19 protein-coding genes are annotated in these 17,140 nt (G+C 38.8%); 18 read left to right on the plus strand and 1 reads right to left on the minus strand.

Annotation, left to right across the window (positions count from 1 at the left end; genetic code table 11):
- Positions 1-417: 417 nt before the first annotated feature.
- The 18 genes from NE638_RS16570 to NE638_RS16655 all read left to right on the plus strand — a co-directional run bounded on the left by NE638_RS16570 (position 418) and on the right by NE638_RS16655 (position 16,220).
- Positions 418-750, plus strand: a complete 333-nt coding sequence (locus NE638_RS16570; protein ID WP_202031316.1) for a DUF3784 domain-containing protein — start codon at positions 418-420, stop codon at positions 748-750.
- Between the two features lie 256 nt (positions 751-1,006).
- On the plus strand, positions 1,007-1,267 hold the full coding sequence (locus NE638_RS16575; RefSeq protein ID WP_244094884.1) for a DUF1648 domain-containing protein: 261 nt from the start codon (positions 1,007-1,009) through the stop codon (positions 1,265-1,267).
- Between the two features lie 296 nt (positions 1,268-1,563).
- Positions 1,564-1,944: a DUF4825 domain-containing protein gene (locus tag NE638_RS16580; protein WP_148445104.1), complete on the plus strand. Its 381-nt coding sequence runs from the start codon at positions 1,564-1,566 to the stop codon at positions 1,942-1,944.
- A gap of 80 nt (positions 1,945-2,024) precedes the next feature.
- The gene (locus NE638_RS16585) at positions 2,025-2,219 is read left to right on the plus strand and encodes a zinc ribbon domain-containing protein (RefSeq protein WP_055056113.1); all 195 of its coding nucleotides are present in this window, start codon (positions 2,025-2,027) and stop codon (positions 2,217-2,219) included.
- Between the two features lie 61 nt (positions 2,220-2,280).
- Positions 2,281-2,760 carry a hypothetical protein gene (locus tag NE638_RS16590; protein ID WP_148445103.1) on the plus strand — a complete coding sequence of 160 codons (480 nt, stop codon included), beginning with the start codon at positions 2,281-2,283 and terminating at the stop codon, positions 2,758-2,760.
- A gap of 551 nt (positions 2,761-3,311) precedes the next feature.
- The gene (locus NE638_RS18305) at positions 3,312-3,491 is read left to right on the plus strand and encodes an AraC family transcriptional regulator (protein WP_110103116.1); all 180 of its coding nucleotides are present in this window, start codon (positions 3,312-3,314) and stop codon (positions 3,489-3,491) included.
- 1 nt (position 3,492) lies between these two features.
- Entirely contained in the window at positions 3,493-3,843 is a 351-nt protein-coding gene (locus NE638_RS16600; RefSeq protein WP_173738945.1) for a DUF2500 domain-containing protein, read from the plus strand.
- On the plus strand, positions 3,837-5,327 hold the full coding sequence (galT, locus tag NE638_RS16605; protein ID WP_015524999.1) for a UDP-glucose--hexose-1-phosphate uridylyltransferase: 1,491 nt from the start codon (positions 3,837-3,839) through the stop codon (positions 5,325-5,327). Before NE638_RS16600 ends, galT begins: the two co-directional genes overlap by 7 nt.
- 339 nt (positions 5,328-5,666) lie before the next feature.
- Entirely contained in the window at positions 5,667-6,245 is a 579-nt protein-coding gene (locus NE638_RS16610; protein ID WP_235812414.1) for an energy-coupling factor ABC transporter ATP-binding protein, read from the plus strand.
- Positions 6,246-6,305: 60 nt separating this feature from the next.
- Entirely contained in the window at positions 6,306-7,754 is a 1,449-nt protein-coding gene (locus NE638_RS16615; RefSeq protein ID WP_118607972.1) for a L,D-transpeptidase family protein, read from the plus strand.
- 44 nt (positions 7,755-7,798) lie between these two features.
- The gene (locus NE638_RS16620; RefSeq protein WP_235812351.1) at positions 7,799-8,050 is read left to right on the plus strand and encodes a hypothetical protein; all 252 of its coding nucleotides are present in this window, start codon (positions 7,799-7,801) and stop codon (positions 8,048-8,050) included.
- Between the two features lie 59 nt (positions 8,051-8,109).
- Positions 8,110-8,460, plus strand: coding sequence for a DUF2116 family Zn-ribbon domain-containing protein (locus NE638_RS16625; protein ID WP_059085795.1), 351 nt, complete (start codon positions 8,110-8,112; stop codon positions 8,458-8,460).
- Positions 8,461-8,523: 63 nt separating this feature from the next.
- Entirely contained in the window at positions 8,524-8,715 is a 192-nt protein-coding gene (locus NE638_RS16630; RefSeq protein WP_059085796.1) for a DUF6019 family protein, read from the plus strand.
- Positions 8,716-9,413: 698 nt separating this feature from the next.
- On the plus strand, positions 9,414-10,520 hold the full coding sequence (locus tag NE638_RS16635; protein WP_059085798.1) for an RNA-guided endonuclease TnpB family protein: 1,107 nt from the start codon (positions 9,414-9,416) through the stop codon (positions 10,518-10,520).
- A 359-nt stretch (positions 10,521-10,879) separates the two neighbouring features.
- Positions 10,880-11,539, plus strand: a complete 660-nt coding sequence (locus NE638_RS16640; RefSeq protein WP_015525013.1) for a response regulator transcription factor — start codon at positions 10,880-10,882, stop codon at positions 11,537-11,539.
- Positions 11,540-11,541: 2 nt separating this feature from the next.
- Positions 11,542-12,801 carry a sensor histidine kinase gene (locus tag NE638_RS16645; protein WP_147603552.1) on the plus strand — a complete coding sequence of 420 codons (1,260 nt, stop codon included), beginning with the start codon at positions 11,542-11,544 and terminating at the stop codon, positions 12,799-12,801.
- A gap of 110 nt (positions 12,802-12,911) precedes the next feature.
- Entirely contained in the window at positions 12,912-14,294 is a 1,383-nt protein-coding gene (locus NE638_RS16650; RefSeq protein ID WP_147603553.1) for a DUF6034 family protein, read from the plus strand.
- Between the two features lie 123 nt (positions 14,295-14,417).
- On the plus strand, positions 14,418-16,220 hold the full coding sequence (locus tag NE638_RS16655; protein WP_147603554.1) for a DUF4209 domain-containing protein: 1,803 nt from the start codon (positions 14,418-14,420) through the stop codon (positions 16,218-16,220).
- Positions 16,221-16,459: 239 nt separating this feature from the next.
- Here the strand turns inward: NE638_RS16655 and NE638_RS16660 are convergent, their stop codons facing one another.
- The gene (locus NE638_RS16660; RefSeq protein ID WP_147603555.1) at positions 16,460-17,002 is read right to left on the minus strand and encodes an SMI1/KNR4 family protein; all 543 of its coding nucleotides are present in this window, start codon (positions 17,000-17,002) and stop codon (positions 16,460-16,462) included.
- Between the last annotated feature and the right edge of the window lie 138 nt (positions 17,003-17,140).

A 17,140-nucleotide genomic window follows, 5' to 3' on the forward strand; every position in this document is an offset into this window, starting at 1 on the left:
GGCGATTCATTCCTATTGCAGACATCAGGTAGCATAAAAGAAGTTCAAAATAGAATGAATTGATTATCTGCCGCACGACGGCAAAAGAAAAAGCAGACAATTTGGAACGACGGCTTTGATTTTCAGAGCCAGCGTTTCTTTGTGGCAACACAAACCTATGATGAATTTTCCGGAAATATTGTAGTTAATAGCATTGTTTATGCATTGAAAATATCTGAAAAATTGATGATAGTAGAAATATAATATTAAAATAAAAAATAATATAAAAATTGTTTTACTATAGAGGAATATATAGTATAATACACCCATAAGAAGTGATAAAAAAATAGCAAGTTAACCTAGCCAAACATAATAAGTTTTACTTTTGTGTTTGGCTTTTTTTATTTGATAGCCAGAGCGGGAAGTGAGGTGTCTGCAATGATAATCTGTGTTATCTTTGATTTGGGAATGGCAGTGATTATGTTTTTATTCGGAATCTGCTTTGTAAAATCAAATGGAAAGGCCGCTGCATTTTTGTCTGGCTATAATATGAAATCTAAGGAAGAACGAAAACAGTATGATGAAAAAGAAATGTGCAGAGTATATGGAAATCGGATGATGTGGATGGCACTGCCATTTGTAGCCGGGGCAGCCATAGATTTATTATACAGTGGAATCGGGTGTTTGGCAGCGTGTGTAATATGGACCGTTCAATTTGTTTTATTGATGAAAGAACGTATGAAACGAGAAAAAATAGAAAAGAACATTTAGGCAAGGGATATGAAAAAAGAATATAGAATATTTATTTCTATTTTGGCTTTGATATTCAGCATAGTGGCGACTTGCATAGGCTTTGGACTGATTGGGAGTTCTTCTCTGAAATTTGGAATGAAATATGTGTGTGATTTCGTTTTTCTGATGCAAACAGTAGCTACATGCAGGGTTGTTATAGAATTGCTCAAAAATAAGCTTATTAGAGGGATTTGAGTAAGTACCAGTATCTGACATATGAGAGGAGGACACTGTTATGAATGGTATAAGCAGCAGGAAATTAACATGGGGAATTTGCATCGCTGGCATTGCGATTGCAATAATAAGCTTCTTTTTCTTACCGGAGATTATTCCCGTTCACTTTGCTGGAGATGGAGCAGCAGATGACTTTGGCAATAAGATAGAAATTTTTTTAATGCCGATACTCCTTCTGGCTGTTACAATCTTGAGTGGTAAAAAAAAGTATAAAGTATGTTCTGATGCATTCGAAGACCTGGCTAACGGATGGTCAATATAACCTGATGATTGATTGTGTTTTAGGAATTATTTTGATTGCAGAAATTTTTATGATTTATGTTTCGTTTATCTAAATGACTACTTGAGTATAGCGAAAACAAGGACTAAAAATGGAAAGCGCAAAATGTCGTAAAAAACAGTAGAACCTGTGTAAAAAGATGAAAGAGGAGCATTGTTACTGTAAATATCAGCCTTTGCGGTCAGAAGACTTGCTTATAAATAAAGAAGCAGATATATGGCAGTTTCTGGTTCATTGGGCAGGCTGTTTTATATCAAAGTGTGAAGAGGAGCTGGTTCATGATGAAAAAAGTAATGCCAATTATTTTATTTACGGTATCAGCAATATTGCTTTCCGCATGTGGCAGAAAAGAAGAACTGTACGAGACTCCTGACCTGTCACAGTACAAGACAGATTATATAGGAGATTCTTCGAATGTTATAAATATTGTAAGTGGGCAAGAGTATCCGGAAGGATATTCTTATGATAGCATACAGATACAGTCTGAAACGAAGCCTTATGGATTAACAGTATTTCTAAAAGTTGAGCCGTCTGCAGTTAAGATTGAAGATGAATTGCAAGTTAATGCGGATATGACATTTGATTTGATTGGTAATTTGGAAACGCTTGATTATAAAATAGCGGATAGTAAGGAAATCATTGCATCGTATGAACGGTAGATCATTCAGTGGTTAATATTTTGTCTGCTATTATATAGTAAGAAAAATAGGAAAGCGAAACATATATTTGGAGGACAGCAATGAGAAAATGCGAAAAGTGTGGAACAGTCATGAGAGCGGATTTAAGACTTAAAGTTAATGGCGGTGGCTATGGGATCGTTGTAGATGTAGATGAAAAACAAAAAACGACAACTATAGATGATGTTAAAGTTGCAGTCTGTCCAGAGTGTGGACATACAGAAATGTATTTAGAGGATTTAACTAAATTGAAGTAAAATTAGATATGATTGAAACAGGATAAAAAATTTTGATGAAATGCTTGTGGAGAAAATAAATATGAAAAAACTTAATTATACAGAAGATTTATTAAGAGTTATCTTCTTTTGGATAGGAATATTCTTTCTTGTTTCCGGTGTCTTAAGTTTTCTTGGGATATTAAAACCAGCAGTAAACTCAGGCATTCAGAATCCAGACATGTTGGGAACTGTGTTTTCTATAACGGGAGTGCTTTTGTGTATAATAAGTGCTGCTCTGGGAATTTATACTGCAAAGCTTGATAAATTACATTTACAATTAATCGAAAATGGTACAAAAGTGAAGGGCTTGGTAGAAAAAGTATATTTGCAAAAATACACAAGATATAGAAGACAGATTCCATACAGGATTTTATATAGTTTTACATATCATGATAAAGTGTATTATCATAAAAGCCGTTTGATATGGGAAAAGCCGGATCTTAAGAAAGGTGACTTGATTACCGTATATGTAAATAATCTTGGTAAATCAACAGTTTATAATTGCAATGAAGCAGTCTGATATCTAGCCTCTATATTTCGGAAAAATACTGCACGATCTGTGGTTTACAGAAGAGCAGCTTCAAGGAATGCTGAGGATGAAAAATGCAAATCCATCAGATGTATGGAAATTCAGAGATTATTAATTAGATAAATTGAAAGCTGAAAGGAAAACGGCTAATCCGTTTTCAGCATTGGCGGATCCGTCTGCTAATAAGTGGTTTACAAATCAAAAAACGTGGTAAGAGTATTTTCATAATTCTGTTCAATTTTGTCTATGTTTTCGAGAATCCTGTTCATGTACAAATGCAACTAAATTAGAGTATAATAAGGGAAACCATTGAAACTGGGTTTCCGTATTGGACATTCCTGTGATGGCAGGAGTGTCCTTTACATATAGCGGTAAATTCTGAAGTAGTTGGCATAGAAGTTCATAAGGTAGTTGATGTATGCTTTAAATCTTTTCATTTCGTTTTCCTCCTTTCTTTATCTTACAAGCACATTATAATATCAGAAGACGTATATTACTTGCCAAATGGGAAGAAAAAGTAGACAAAACTTGCAGGAGATGAATTGGAATGTACTGGTAAGAGTATCACAGACATTTGCCTGGATGCAGGAGTTGAGAGCCAAAGGACATTTAACCGGGTATCTCGTGAAAGATATAAAGTAACGTCAAGGGAATACCGGAATCTTTATCGTGAACAATATATAAGTCAGACCCAGGATGAAATATCTGGAATGGAGAAATAGGATGGCATTTATAATCTGTATAGCAGCACTCATAATCATGATGTTTGTATTTACCAAAATGTTGTTAAGTTTCAGCAATAACAGCAGTGCGGCAGTTGAATCTGTTGATGCGACTGTAGTTGAAAAGAAGCAAGGAATCTATACCCATATGCAGTCTGAAGCACATGTACCTTGGTTTCGCGTTGTATTTGAGATGACAGATGGAAGTTTGATGGAATTTCAAATGCAACAGGGAGATTTTCGTGAATTGGAAAAAGGCGATCGAGGTATGCTGACTTATCAGGGAAATCGGTATATATGTTACCAAAAATATAAATTTAAAAGTGAAGCACAGGAGGAAGAAAAATGTTAAGTGAAAGCATTGCAAAACTGGTACAGTATGGGATTACAACAGGTCTGACACCGGAATGTGAAAGAAACTACACAACAAATCTTCTGCTGGATGTTTTTCATGAAGATGATTATGAAAAACCGGACAACATTGAGGAACCTGTTAATCTTGAAGAAACATTGGACGAATTGCTGGATGAAGCCGTAAAAAGAGGTCTGATTGAGGACAGTATTGTATACCGGGATTTATTTGATACCAGATTGATGAACTGTCTGATGCCACGTCCGGGTCAGGTACAAAAAGAATTCTGGGACAAATATGCAGAAAGCCCGAAGAAAGCTACTGATTATTTTTATAAGCTGAGTCAGGACAGCAATTATATCCGCAGGTATCGTGTAGAGAAGGATCAAAAGTGGAAGGTAGACAGTCCATACGGTGAGATTGATATTACCATCAATTTGTCCAAACCGGAAAAAGATCCAAAAGCAATTGCCGCGGCAAGGAATGTAAAATCCGGAAGTTATCCGAAATGTCTTCTTTGCCCGGAAAATGAAGGATATGCGGGACGTGTTAATCATCCGGCAAGGCAGAACCACAGAATTATTCCGATCACAATCAATGATACTCCTTGGGGATTCCAGTATTCTCCGTATGTGTATTACAATGAGCATTGCATTGTGTTTAACTGCCAGCATACTCCAATGAAAATCGAGAGAAATGCATTCATTAAACTGTTTGATTTTGTAAAACTGTTTCCGCATTATTTCCTTGGATCTAATGCAGACCTGCCGATCGTAGGTGGTTCGATCCTAAGCCATGATCATTTCCAGGGTGGACATTATACATTTGCAATGGCAAAAGCACCAATTGAGCAGCACGTGGTACTTCCGGGATTTGAAGATGTAGAGGCTGGAATTGTAAAATGGCCATTATCTGTGCTTCGTATTCGACATAAAGATTTCAACCGTTTGGTAGATCTGGCAACACATGTGCTGGAAGTATGGAGAGGCTATACCGATGAAAAAGCATTTATTTATGCTGAGACCAATGGAGAACCACATAATACAATTACACCAATTGCACGTAAAGTAGGTGATACCTACGAACTGGATCTGACATTAAGGAACAACATCACAACAGAAGAACATCCGCTGGGAGTGTACCATCCGCATGCAGAATATCATCATATTAAGAAAGAAAATATCGGTCTGATCGAAGTTATGGGACTTGCAGTTCTTCCGGCCAGATTAAAAGGTGAGATGGAACTTTTGGAAGAGTATATTCTCGAAGGCAAAGATATTTCTTCAAATGAACAGATTGAGAAACATGCAGAGTGGGTTAAGAAGTTTCTTCCGAAATATTCGGAAATCACAAAAGAAAACATCCATGGCATTCTTCAGAAAGAGATTGGAATCGTATTTACCCATGTTCTGGAAGATGCAGGAGTATACAAATGTACGACCGAGGGAAGAGAAGCATTCATGCGTTTTCTTGAAACATTATAAAAATTGAAATAAAAGGATTCTTTGGGAAATGGGAGGTAAGTGAAACCTCCCATTTTTTTAGGGCAGCTACTCTTAAGAAGCATGGATCGGGCAGTTGCATTATACGAAAGTATGGAATTGCGGGGATTCCATGGGGAATTTTATTATGCAGAGAAAGCATATAACAAACTTGCATCCTGGGGATATGTGATTTTCTGGGTATCAGTATTTATTTTGATGAGAACATGCTCAGTCACAGTGCTGCTGGGAAGAATGTTTGTATAGAAAGTGTAGACGAAAATAATAAAATTTGAAAATGTAGTATTTGGATATGGAGAAGAGAAAAATGCCTTGAATTATGTGTCTTTCCATATCAGTAAAGGAGAACAGGTGGGGCTGATCGGAGCCAATGGTGCAGGGAAGTCTACGCTAATGAAGGCAATGCTGGGACTGATCCCTGCAAAGGGAAAGATCACTGTTGATGAAACAGAAGTAAATCAGGAAAATTCAAGTAGAATCCGGCAATGCCTGAGGTATGTGTTTCAGGATTCTGATAATCAGATGTTTATGCCGACGGTTTATGAAGATATGATATTTGGACCATTAAATTATGGTAAGAGCAGAAAAGAAGCAGATCAGCTTGCCAGGGAGGCCTTGGAAGAACTGGACCTTATACATTTGAAAGACCGCCAGAATTATAAGATGTCAGGTGGCGAAAAGAGAATAGCTGCCATAGCCACCATCCTTGCAATGAACCCAAAGGTAATGCTGATGGACGAACCATCAACAGCATTAGACCCAAAGAACCGGAGACGGCTGATACGGATCCTCGCAGAAAAGAGCAGCGTAAAATGTTTTGTAGAAATCAGCTTACTGTTTGTAAAAGAAAATGTTTTTTCCAGCAGCCCTGGTTATTTTTTATTAAATCGGAGATATTAAAATCAGACGATTTAAAAAATATGTCTGAATGCTGTTTATCGTTAAAAACAGGGGGCATGGATGGGAAAAAGAAAAGAGATAACCGGTAAGGATAATGGAAAGCAAAAAATGTGGACAATAATCACTGTCATCATAGTGTTCTTTGCTATGGCTGGCTATGCAGGAATGTCTTATTACTATTCAGACAGATTTTTTCGGGGAACAACGATCAATGGAATTAACTGTTCTGGAAAAACATCGGAAGAGGCAGAACAGGCGGTTGCTAAAAAAGCAGAGGATTATCTGCTGGAAGTAAAGGCAAGAAATCTGAAATCACAGAGTATCAATGGAAAATTGATCGGATATCGTTATGTTTCGGATGGCAGTATTTCCCAATATCTGGATGAACAAAAACTATATAAATGGGTTCGGGGATTTTGGAAAAAACAAAATTATACAGCCAAGGAAAACATGACCTATGATAAAGTGAAGTTAAAAGAACAGCTGGAAAAACTGGAATGTGTAAAAAAAGAGAATCAGACAGCACCAGAAGATGCATATGTAGCTTATAAAGATTCGAAGTTTGAAATCGTACCGGAAACAGAAGGGAATACCCTGGATTTCAATGGAGCTTATCAGGCACTGTCAGAAGCGGTTGCTAGCAAAAAAAGAACGATTGACCTGAATAGCTGTCCGGCTGTTTATGTAAAAGCGGCAGTACTGAAAGATGATCCAGATCTTAAAAATTCATTGGAAGAATGCCAAAATCTGATTCGGACCAAAATCGTATATATATTTGGAGAAGAAACGGTAACATTGGAGGGAGACGAGATCAGAAAATGGCTTATTTTTGATGAGAGAGGACGGCTGCAAAAAAATGAGGATGAACTGAGACAGTGTGTGGCAGAATATGTGGCACAGCTGGCTGCCACACATGATACCGTAAATACAGAGAGGGAATTTTGTACAACAAGCGGACGTACTGTTCAGGTGTATAGTTCCGTTTATGGATGGAAGATCGATCAGGAAAAAGAAATAGAAACCATTATGCAGGAAATGATTGCAGGAGTACAGATAAGCCGGGAACCGGTATACGCTATGCGGGCAAATGCACGGGGAATGAATGATATAGGCAGCACGTATATTGAAGTGGACCTGTCTGCACAGCATTTATATTACTATCAGGATGGTTCTATCATTTTGGAATCGGATATTGTGTCAGGAGATATGCAGTATGCAAAACGGCAGACACCACCGGGAATTTTTCAACTGTATTACAAGAAAAGTCCATCTGTGCTGAAAGGAAAGATGCTGGAAAATGGGAAATATGAATATGAAAGACCAGTAACTTACTGGATGCCTTTTAATGGGGGGATTGGATTTCATGATGCTTCATGGCAGCCATACTTTGGAGGAAATCGTTTCCGAGAAGGTGGTGGATCCCATGGATGCATTAATCTTCCGGCGGACAAAGCGGCAGAACTTTATAATAGGATAGACGAAAGTGTGCCGATTGTCTGTTTTTATTAAAAATGGGCAGGATATATAGTTTTATATAGAGGTTTGTTTATAAAATGGAAGATCTTAAATGGTCTTCTGTTTTTTTTATAATTATCAGCAATAATTTCATGGAAGAAAAGTGTGTATGTTCCGTCCAGATATGGAAAGAAGTCTTTGACCATTTTGACCGGGAACCGAAAAAAATCGAGATAAATGAGATTTATTCGATTGATGAAGATGCAAAGGAAACCTTGCAGGAGAAGATCAAGAGGATGCTGGTTACAGAAGCAAAACGAATGGTAGTGTATAAAATTAGGTGGATGTAATTGAGAAAAAAATATGATATCATGTTAGTAACAAAACGGAAATTATGGAGGAATAGAGTGTGAAAAAATGCAAATATTGTGGCAAAAAACTCAATGATAATTTTGAATTTTGTAACAGTAAATGTGAAAATTATTATGAAAAGATGATGGATAAAGACAGCCATAAAATCAAGTATTTTACATTAGGCATTATTTTGGGATTCTTAGTTATGTTTTATGGCATTATTTCTAACAATAATGTCTTTATAATAGGAATTGGGATTGTAGTAATGGGTATAGATGTTGTTTTATTGCCATTTACAACTCCTGAAACAATTAATTTTCTAGGATATCAAAAGTCAAAATTCGCAGGAAGAATATCAGGCATATTGATTATAGCAGTTGGAGTATGGATGTGTTTTATTCAATGATAAATCCCAGCCTGCAAAATTGAAAATAAATTGAAAGTTACGAAATCGGAGGAGTTAATGATTATGTGGAATGAATTAGGTTTAAGCGGGGGAACCGCAATTATTATTTTGATTGCGCTGTATTTCGTCATCAAATGGGCAGTGAAAAATGGAATCAAAGAAGCCTACAGTGCCATTACTGGAAAGAAAACGGAAGAAGATGTCAGAAACGAAAAAGAATTGAAAGAACTCGGATTTGAGTTAGAAGATAAATAAAAGTTTATAGAGATGATGAAAGCATAATAGAATTAGCTGGCATGTGGGAGTGATCGAATGAGTTGGTTAAATATATAGTACGAAAGTAATTTGAGAAAAAATGATAAAAGGGATGGGATGAAAGCTCTTGCAGTTTACTGCTTAATCATGTGCAGTGCTTTCTGTCAGGGCTGGCTTTATACAACAAATATAAATGTTATTGTGCTGAATTTATCACAGATATGGATCCCTTTGATTTTGACTGCTGGCTTCTTTTTATTTTTTTACTGTAGCAAAGAGAACATTAGAAGTATTATTCAGAGGGTACATACAAACAAGATTATTTGGACTCATAAACAGTCAGTGGATAGTTGGAATAATCAATTCTGTTCTTTTTGCTTCTTGTCCAAAGAGAAAGAAAAGGTAGATTAGAAAGTGTTTTTTACAGGCAGGTGATTAGATGAATGATCAATTCTTACAAGGAGTATTATTCGATTGGAATAGAATTGATAACGATAGTTATTTAACAAAATATAACAAGAATTCTCCTTCCTCTATAGGTGGGAGATGAATTGTAGATCTGAGCATAAATGCTCAAAAGAATTTTATAAACAAAAAAAGAAAACACTTGTTCGCGTGTTGGAATTGTATTATAATAATAAAAAGAGAACATATTGTTCAAAAAACGATGATTGAAATCATTCATATGTAGGAATAAGGTGAGAAAAATAAATCGGGCAGTAAAAATAAGAATCTATCCAAATGCAGAACAACGTGTGCAAATAGATAAAACAATCGGTTGCAGTCGCTTCATCTATAATTGTATGCTTGCTGACAAAATGGAACATTATAAAAAAGAAAAAAAGATGTTAAGGAACACACCAGCCAGTTACAAGAAAGAATATCCCTGGCTGAAAGAGGTGGATTCATTGGCGTTAGCAAATGTACAGATGCATCTGGAAAGTGCATTCCATAAGTTTTTTCGTGAACCATCTGCAGGATTTCCGCGTTTCAAATCAAAGAAGTCATCAAGGAAATCCTATACAACAAACGTGGTGAATGGAAATATCTTTCTGGAAGGGAAATATCTGAAACTGCCTAAGATGACGGCTGTCAGAATAAAGCTTCACCGTCCGGTATCAGAAAAATGGAAACTGAAATCTGTGACAGTCAGCAGGGAGCCATCCGGAAAATATTTTGCCAGTCTTTTGTTTTGCTGTGAAAACCAAACAGCAGAAAAAAGACCGGCAGAAAAATTTATTGGGATCGATTTTGCGATGCAGGGAATGTGTGTGTTTTCTACCGGTAAAAGAGCTGAATATCCGATGTTCTATCGAAATACAGAGAAAAAGCTTGCGCGGGAACAGAGAAAGCTGTCCAGATGTCAGAAAGGCAGTCAGAATTATAAGAAACAGAAGAAAAGAGTTGCACTGTGCCATGAAAAGATCCGAAATCAGAGAAAAGACTTTCAACATAAACTCAGTGCCAGTCTTGCCGAGAGCTACGATGCAGTATGCGTGGAAGATCTGAATCTGAAAGGGATGGCAGGAGGACTTCATCTTGGAAAAGGCGTACATGATAATGGATATGGCCTGTTTCTGTCTATGCTGGAATATAAACTGGAGGAACGCGGGAAGTATCTGATAAAAGTAGATCGTTATTTTGCATCAAGTAGGATTTGCAGTGCATGTGGAAAGAAAAAAGAAAAATTGTCTTTATCTGAAAGGATCTATTACTGTGAATGCGGACACAGAATGGACCGTGATGTAAATGCAGCAGTTAACATCATGAATGAGGGAAAAAGAATCTTTGCAGAATGTGCATGACAGCACAATAAAAAGTCCGTAACCGGACTAATAAAAATCGCGGGGCACGCGAGGATAGCTTGTAGATACTTGGCTCAGTAGAGCCATTGAGCAAGAAGCCCCCACTTCAAAATCAGAGATTTAAGTGGTGGGAGCATGTCACTGTTTGGATTCGTAATGGCCAAAAAGAAAAGGGACAAAAATCTATAATTTCAGTTTTATTGTACTTTTCTAATTCGAGACACACTGTGCCCTGAATTGAGCTGGTCACATTATCGTGCCCTGATACGTATAAATGATGAGAAAGCAAGAACAAATGCAATGTAGACTTGGGATATAAAAAACTATACTATAGAAAAGCGTTAGAGGTGGCAACGGGAATGAAAAATAAAATTTTGGTGATAGAAGATGACCGTGCAATTTCAGAATTGCTGTGCATGAACCTGGAGGCAGCAGGGTATGAGACTGTGGCAGCGTATGATGGGGAAGAAGCCCAGAGGCTGCTCTTATGGCAGGAGGACGCGGACCTGGCAGTAGTGGATATCATGCTGCCGGGAAAAGACGGGTTTGCATTGATGGAGGATTTTAAAAAGAAGGAGCTTCCGGTGCTCTACCTGACTGCAAAGGATGATGTGGCTTCCAAGGTGAAGGGATTAAAGCTGGGTGCGGAAGATTATATGGTAAAACCTTTTGAGATGCTGGAACTTCTGGTACGCATTGAGAAGGTGCTGGAGAGGACGGGACGGGCCAAGAAAGTCTTAACGGTCCGGAACATCCTGGTGGACATGCAAAGCCATCAGGTCTACAAAGACGGGCTTCCGGTAAGCCTAAAGCCAATGGAATATGACCTCTTTGTGCTGCTCCTGCAAAATAAGAATATTGCGCTTGGAAGGGAAGAACTGTTAAAACGGGTCTGGGGAGAAAACTACCTGGGAGAAAGCAGGACGGTGGATGTCCATATCGGACAGCTCAGAAAAAAGCTGGAACTTTATGATGAGATCAGGACGATCCCGAAACTTGGATACCGTCTGGAGGAATAAGGATGAAGCTGTGGAAACGAACGGTACTTCTTATGCTGGTAACGCTATTATGTGCCCTGATCCCAGTGGGAACGCTAAGTCTTTATATCACAGGAAAACGAAGCCTCAATAATGCTGCAGAGACCTACGGAAGACAGCTGGAAAATGGCAAGATACTCCTGGAACAATTTTGGGATAACAGCAAATATGAGCAGATGTCCGAGACTGGAAAGCAGGCTTATATGGGCTTTCAGTTCCAGCGATGCTGTGGGGAAGGCATGGCCCTGATCGACCGAAAAAGCAATGCCGTCATTGAAAACCTGACAGATTATAAAGTGGTGGGGCTCGAAAACTTAGGCTTAAAGGATGAAGGAGATCCGTATGCCTACAAGATACAGAAACTGGGACAGAAATACCTCCTTCTCCAGCTGGAACCATTATCCAGACCGGAAGGATACGAAGTCCTCTCTGTCCGGGAAGTCACAGGGCTTTTTGCAGAGCTGAGACAGACCGCTGTCTGGTTTTTGGGAATTTATCTGGCTGTGTTCCTGATCGCCGGCCTTTTTATTTATATGATGATGCGAAGAACTGTGGAACAGATGGAGAAGTTACAGGAAGTGGCAGAGAAACAGGAGCTGCTCATGGGGGCACTTTCCCATGAAATGCGTACCCCGTTAACGTCCATTATCGGGTATTCGGATACCCTGCGCCATGTAAAGCTGAAAGATGAACAGAAAGACCGGGCACTGGAACATATCAACCGGGAGGGAAAGCGCCTGGAGGCTCTTTCTGGGAAGATGCTGCAGATGCTGGGGCTTTATCAGAACCATGCCATACAGATGGAAATGACCATGGCAGGTGACCTTTTAAACCATGTCATAGACATGGAAAAAGAACAGGCAGAAAAGAAAGCGGTGCACCTCAAGATGGAATGTGAAGCCTTTTCCATGAAAATGGATCCGGCCTTGATGGAAAGCCTTCTGATAAACCTGATCGACAATGCCCTAAAGGCTACGGATGCCGGTGGAAGCATTTGGGTAAAGGCTTATGAGAAAGCTGGAAAAAAGATCTTTGAGGTGTCGGATACCGGAATGGGGATCCCGGAGGAAGAAATGGGAAAGATCACAGATGCATTCTATATGGTGGACAAATCACGAAGCCGAAAAGAAGGCGGATCCGGACTTGGGCTGGCACTCTGTGTGAAGGTGGCTGAAATCCATGGCGGATGCTTGAAAATCGAAAGCAAACAGAGAGAGGGGACCACGGTAAGAGCCATCTTTTGATTTACAATTTGTTTACATCTTGATGAATACATCGGCAAAGCAATATGGTACTCTTTTCTCATAAGAAGAGGGTACCTTTTTTAATACCGAAAGGAAAGGATGGAAAAAGGATGAAGAAAATAAAAATGTTTATGGGAGCCGTTCTGTGTATGAATCTTTTGACATTATCCGGATGTGACCGTATTGTCCAGTCTGCTGTTGTGGAAGAAAAGGATCAGACAGAACAGAAAAAAGAAGAGAAAAAGGAGACAGTTCAGAAAATCGTTGCCGAACAGGTTCAGGCACCGGAAACATACCAGACAACAATCCAAGCAGATCTAAGATCAGCGGACCGGGAGGATAAAGAAACCCCGATGAATTTTACCCTGACAGCGGATGCACCGGTAAAAGTCCCGGATGTAGATGCAATCTGTTTAAAAAAAGTAAAAAGGGTGGCGATTCCTGAAGAAGAACAGAATAAAATAAAAGACACATTCGGAAAAGGACAGCCCATGCAGGAAGAGAAGAATGAGAACGAACAGGCGGGGACATATACAGTAGATGGACTGACCTATCGGTATTCTTATACACAGAGTGAGCAGGTATCGGATGTGGAGGAACTCGGATTTGGGATAGCGAAGTTTATCTTTGACGATTGTGGAGACATGACCCTGGAATCGAGTGAGAAAAAAGAAAGGGAAGAACGCTTTCAAAATTATATAAAGGCAGGAAGCGGGAAAGTATCTGAAAAGGAAGCAAAGGAGAAGGTTTCAGGTCTTGTGTCCGGAAACTGGGAGATATTTGAAAGTTCCTCAAAAGCACTTACTGAAGGAAGCACTACCCTGGAAAAAGATGATTTCATTTTTGAACGGATGATAGACGGGGTTCCGGTTAATTATGTGAGGGAAACCTCTCTGCCTGTTAATGAGCAGGCTCTTGAATGGGAAAACGAAGATGGAACACTTCATGAAGGACAGTCTGAAGGATGGGAAAATGAAGTACTGACGATGGACTTTTGCAGTGGGACACTTCAGAGTTTTCTGCACCGAAATCCCATAGAAGCATCGAATGCTTCCGATGAGAGGCTGTTCTTACTTCCTTTTGATGAGGTCAAGGATATCTTTGAAAAAACGATCACTTTGCAGGTAATGACAGAAGACAAGAATCGGCTGATCTCTGTCGATGGAGGAAGCCACTACCGTTATCCGTCCATTGATGCACAGAGTGCGGAGATAACCATAACAAAGGTACAACTGGGTTATATGTGCATGCCAGACAGTGAAGGCAGCGATACCGAAGCAGTCCTGATCCCGGTGTGGGATTTTTATGGAACCTGGACATCCAAAGAGCCAGAGTATGAGTACGGAAATGGGGAGGATGGACCGGTCATGGGAGACGTAACGATGGATGCTGCAGGTGTTCCACTCCTTACGATTGATGCACGGGATGGAAGCGTAATACAAAGGATTCAGGCTGGATGGGCGGCTTCTATGGGTTCCAAGGATATAAAATAGAGTGTGAATTTCAATTTCTAATCAATGATGACCGAAAGACCTGGAATTTCAGGTCTTTCTGCTTTACAGGAAAAAGAAAAATGCGTTATACTTTTCCTATAGAAAAAGGTTGGAGGGATATGTATGGCAGAAAAAATGGCAGAGCAGATTGCAGAGATTTTAAAAGGACCTAATTTTCAAACGGCAGAGAAAGCACTGACAGATTTCTGCGGAACGATGGATGGGGAATTCAGGAATCTTCTGGTGGATATTATTGTGGAACGATGGATTGATACGCCTAAAGACGTACCGTTTTCCTATGCCCGCAGCATTTGGAATCGGAAAGATATAAATAGAGAAGAGTATCAGGCATTGCTGGAGGAAATCCGAAGCTATCCCATCGCACCGATCAACAAGGCAAAGATATCGGATTTTTTATGGGTTGTGGAAAATGATTTTTCAAATGCTAAAATAGCAGAAACGGCTTATTACGAACACTTGAAGAACACCGGTGCATTTGCAGATCATATCATGGCTATAAACCGGATCTTGTTTATCTCTAAAAAAATCCGAAGCAAGGAAATCAATGAAGAGGTGCGAAAGAATCTGCTGATAAAAGTATTAGAAGAGTATGATAACAGCAGCCACGCAAAAATTGGATATTTGATAAAAACCGCCATGGAGGAAAAAGTGGATACAGGATATCTGATCCCTTATGTGGAAAATATCTTGAAAACTTACGATGATAATAGCTGTGATGCACCGCTCATTGGTAAGTTTTGTGATCTGTTGGAAGAACTCTATTGCAGAAAAAATAACTGGCAGAAGAGGCAGAAGAAAAAGTGTATTACTGAACCTAAACTGATTGCGATACGAAGACGTAAGATTCAGGCTATCCGGATGGAGGCTGAATATGCCGGGGCCTCTTCCAAAGGAAATTTAATGAGAAAGATTCACTATTTGAAAGAGGTTATTCAGTTGTTAAAGACCATACAGGGTACGGAAGAAGAAAGAAAGGCACTGTTGCAGGAAATAGCACAGATAGAAGAAGCTTCCCTTTCGGAGATGATGGTATGGAGTGATAAACAGGATGCCAGCGGCATTGTAAAAGAACTGTTCCGCCAACTGGAAGATCTTGATAAAGAAGAGGCATTATGTTATTTTGCTTCATTTCTTCCGATTCCGGTAAGAGAAAAGGTAAAGAATCAAGTATTAAATAGGACTGGGATCCTGAACACGATATTTCCAGCGGCAATCCTTGGAAAAGGAGGAAAATTAATTGCTAAAAGCAGGCCTGTGAAAAAGCCTGATGGAACAATCGATGAAGGTGCGCTTAAGGATAATATGGAGCGGACAGCAGCCATGGAGATGGATTATTTTGCACAGATTCTGGTGAGAAATACGTTTGAATATATTCGTTCCAGATTTGTGATCGAAGAGAGTGATGTAAAAAAGATTGTAGATGTAAGTTGTGCGATTCCAGAGGGGAGAAAAGAATCGTATACCAAGGGTCTTATGTTTGGCTTTTCAGGAGATTTTTTGACGGCGCTAAGTATCCTGATTCCACAGATAGAAAATGCAGTAAGATATCTGGCAGTGGAATGTGGAGAACCTGTTTACAACATGAATGAAGAAGGGATTGAAGAAGTAAAACCAATGCACGCTGTCTTAGAATTGGAAGGAGTAAAAGAAAGCCTGGATGAAGACCTTATATTTGCTTTAAATACGATTTTCTGTTCAAAATTTGGATTTAACATGCGCAACAATGTGGCACATGGAATGCTGGATGATCAGGCATTCCAGAGCTTTAAAGCTTTGTATATCTGGTGGTTTGCACTGAAATTTTGCTATCTATTCTGCGGAAAATTACAGGAGGAGAATAGAAGCAAAATAAATAAAAAGCTGAAACAGCTGATGGAGAAGAAAGATAATATGGATGAGAATTAATATAAAATGGTTGGACGGATGGTATGGTTTCCTTAAAAAGTGTTCGGAAGTATCTGGCAAGCATAGCGTTTGGACATCAAAACGCACTTTGGGGACGGCCTCAACCCCCGGAATGTGTAGCACTGAGAGTAAATCTATAAATATAATATGAATTATAAAAACACTCCAACTTAGTAGTCAGAGTGTTTTTCATAAGCATATATTTTTTTTATAAAAATAGAGAGAAAGTATTTTGGTAGTTACGGATTTAAGAAAAACCAAAATTCATGTCCCTGGCATACAATATAGCGCTCCAACCACTCATTAAAAGGAAGGTTAAAACGATCGGTGTCAGGAGCTGGATAACATAAATAATCGTCTCTACCTTCTAATACAGCTTGTAAATCCATGGTTATATCACCTATATCTTGCAGAAAAAGAATGGGAAGATGATAGGTGAATTCTGGATCAGATAAAATGGGTGTATTATTCCAAACCTCTTTTTGATTAAGAGCTTCTTTTAAAGAGTAGATGGTACAGCTGACTAGAGAACTACCCTCTTCTCCACAAAAAAGCTCCATTCCATTTGAACAAGATAAAAAGGCTTTATACGAAGCGGGAAGTTTCATGTTGGGAAAATATTTTTCAAATAACTGAATTTCTTCGGAGGATACAGGTGGGTAAAATTTATGAGTTACTTTTATAGGCTCATCACCTAAATGCCATTGATAGACCCAACCATTATTATCCATCTCATATTTTAAATTTTTGAAAATTCTGTGTATTGCATTTACATCTTCCATTATGTACTCTCTCCTTAATAATTTCTAAACCAAGAAGTTATTGCTCTATGGCTTTCGGTTTTGACGGGCATTAAATTATTAAACTATAAATGAGCAAATTTGAAAAATTGCACAAAACTACACTGCGAATTTCATAAA

Origin of the sequence: Blautia sp. MSK.18.38 (assembly GCF_024460535.1) — a bacterium.
Taxonomy (GTDB): Bacteria; Bacillota; Clostridia; order Lachnospirales; family Lachnospiraceae; genus Blautia_A; species Blautia_A fusiformis.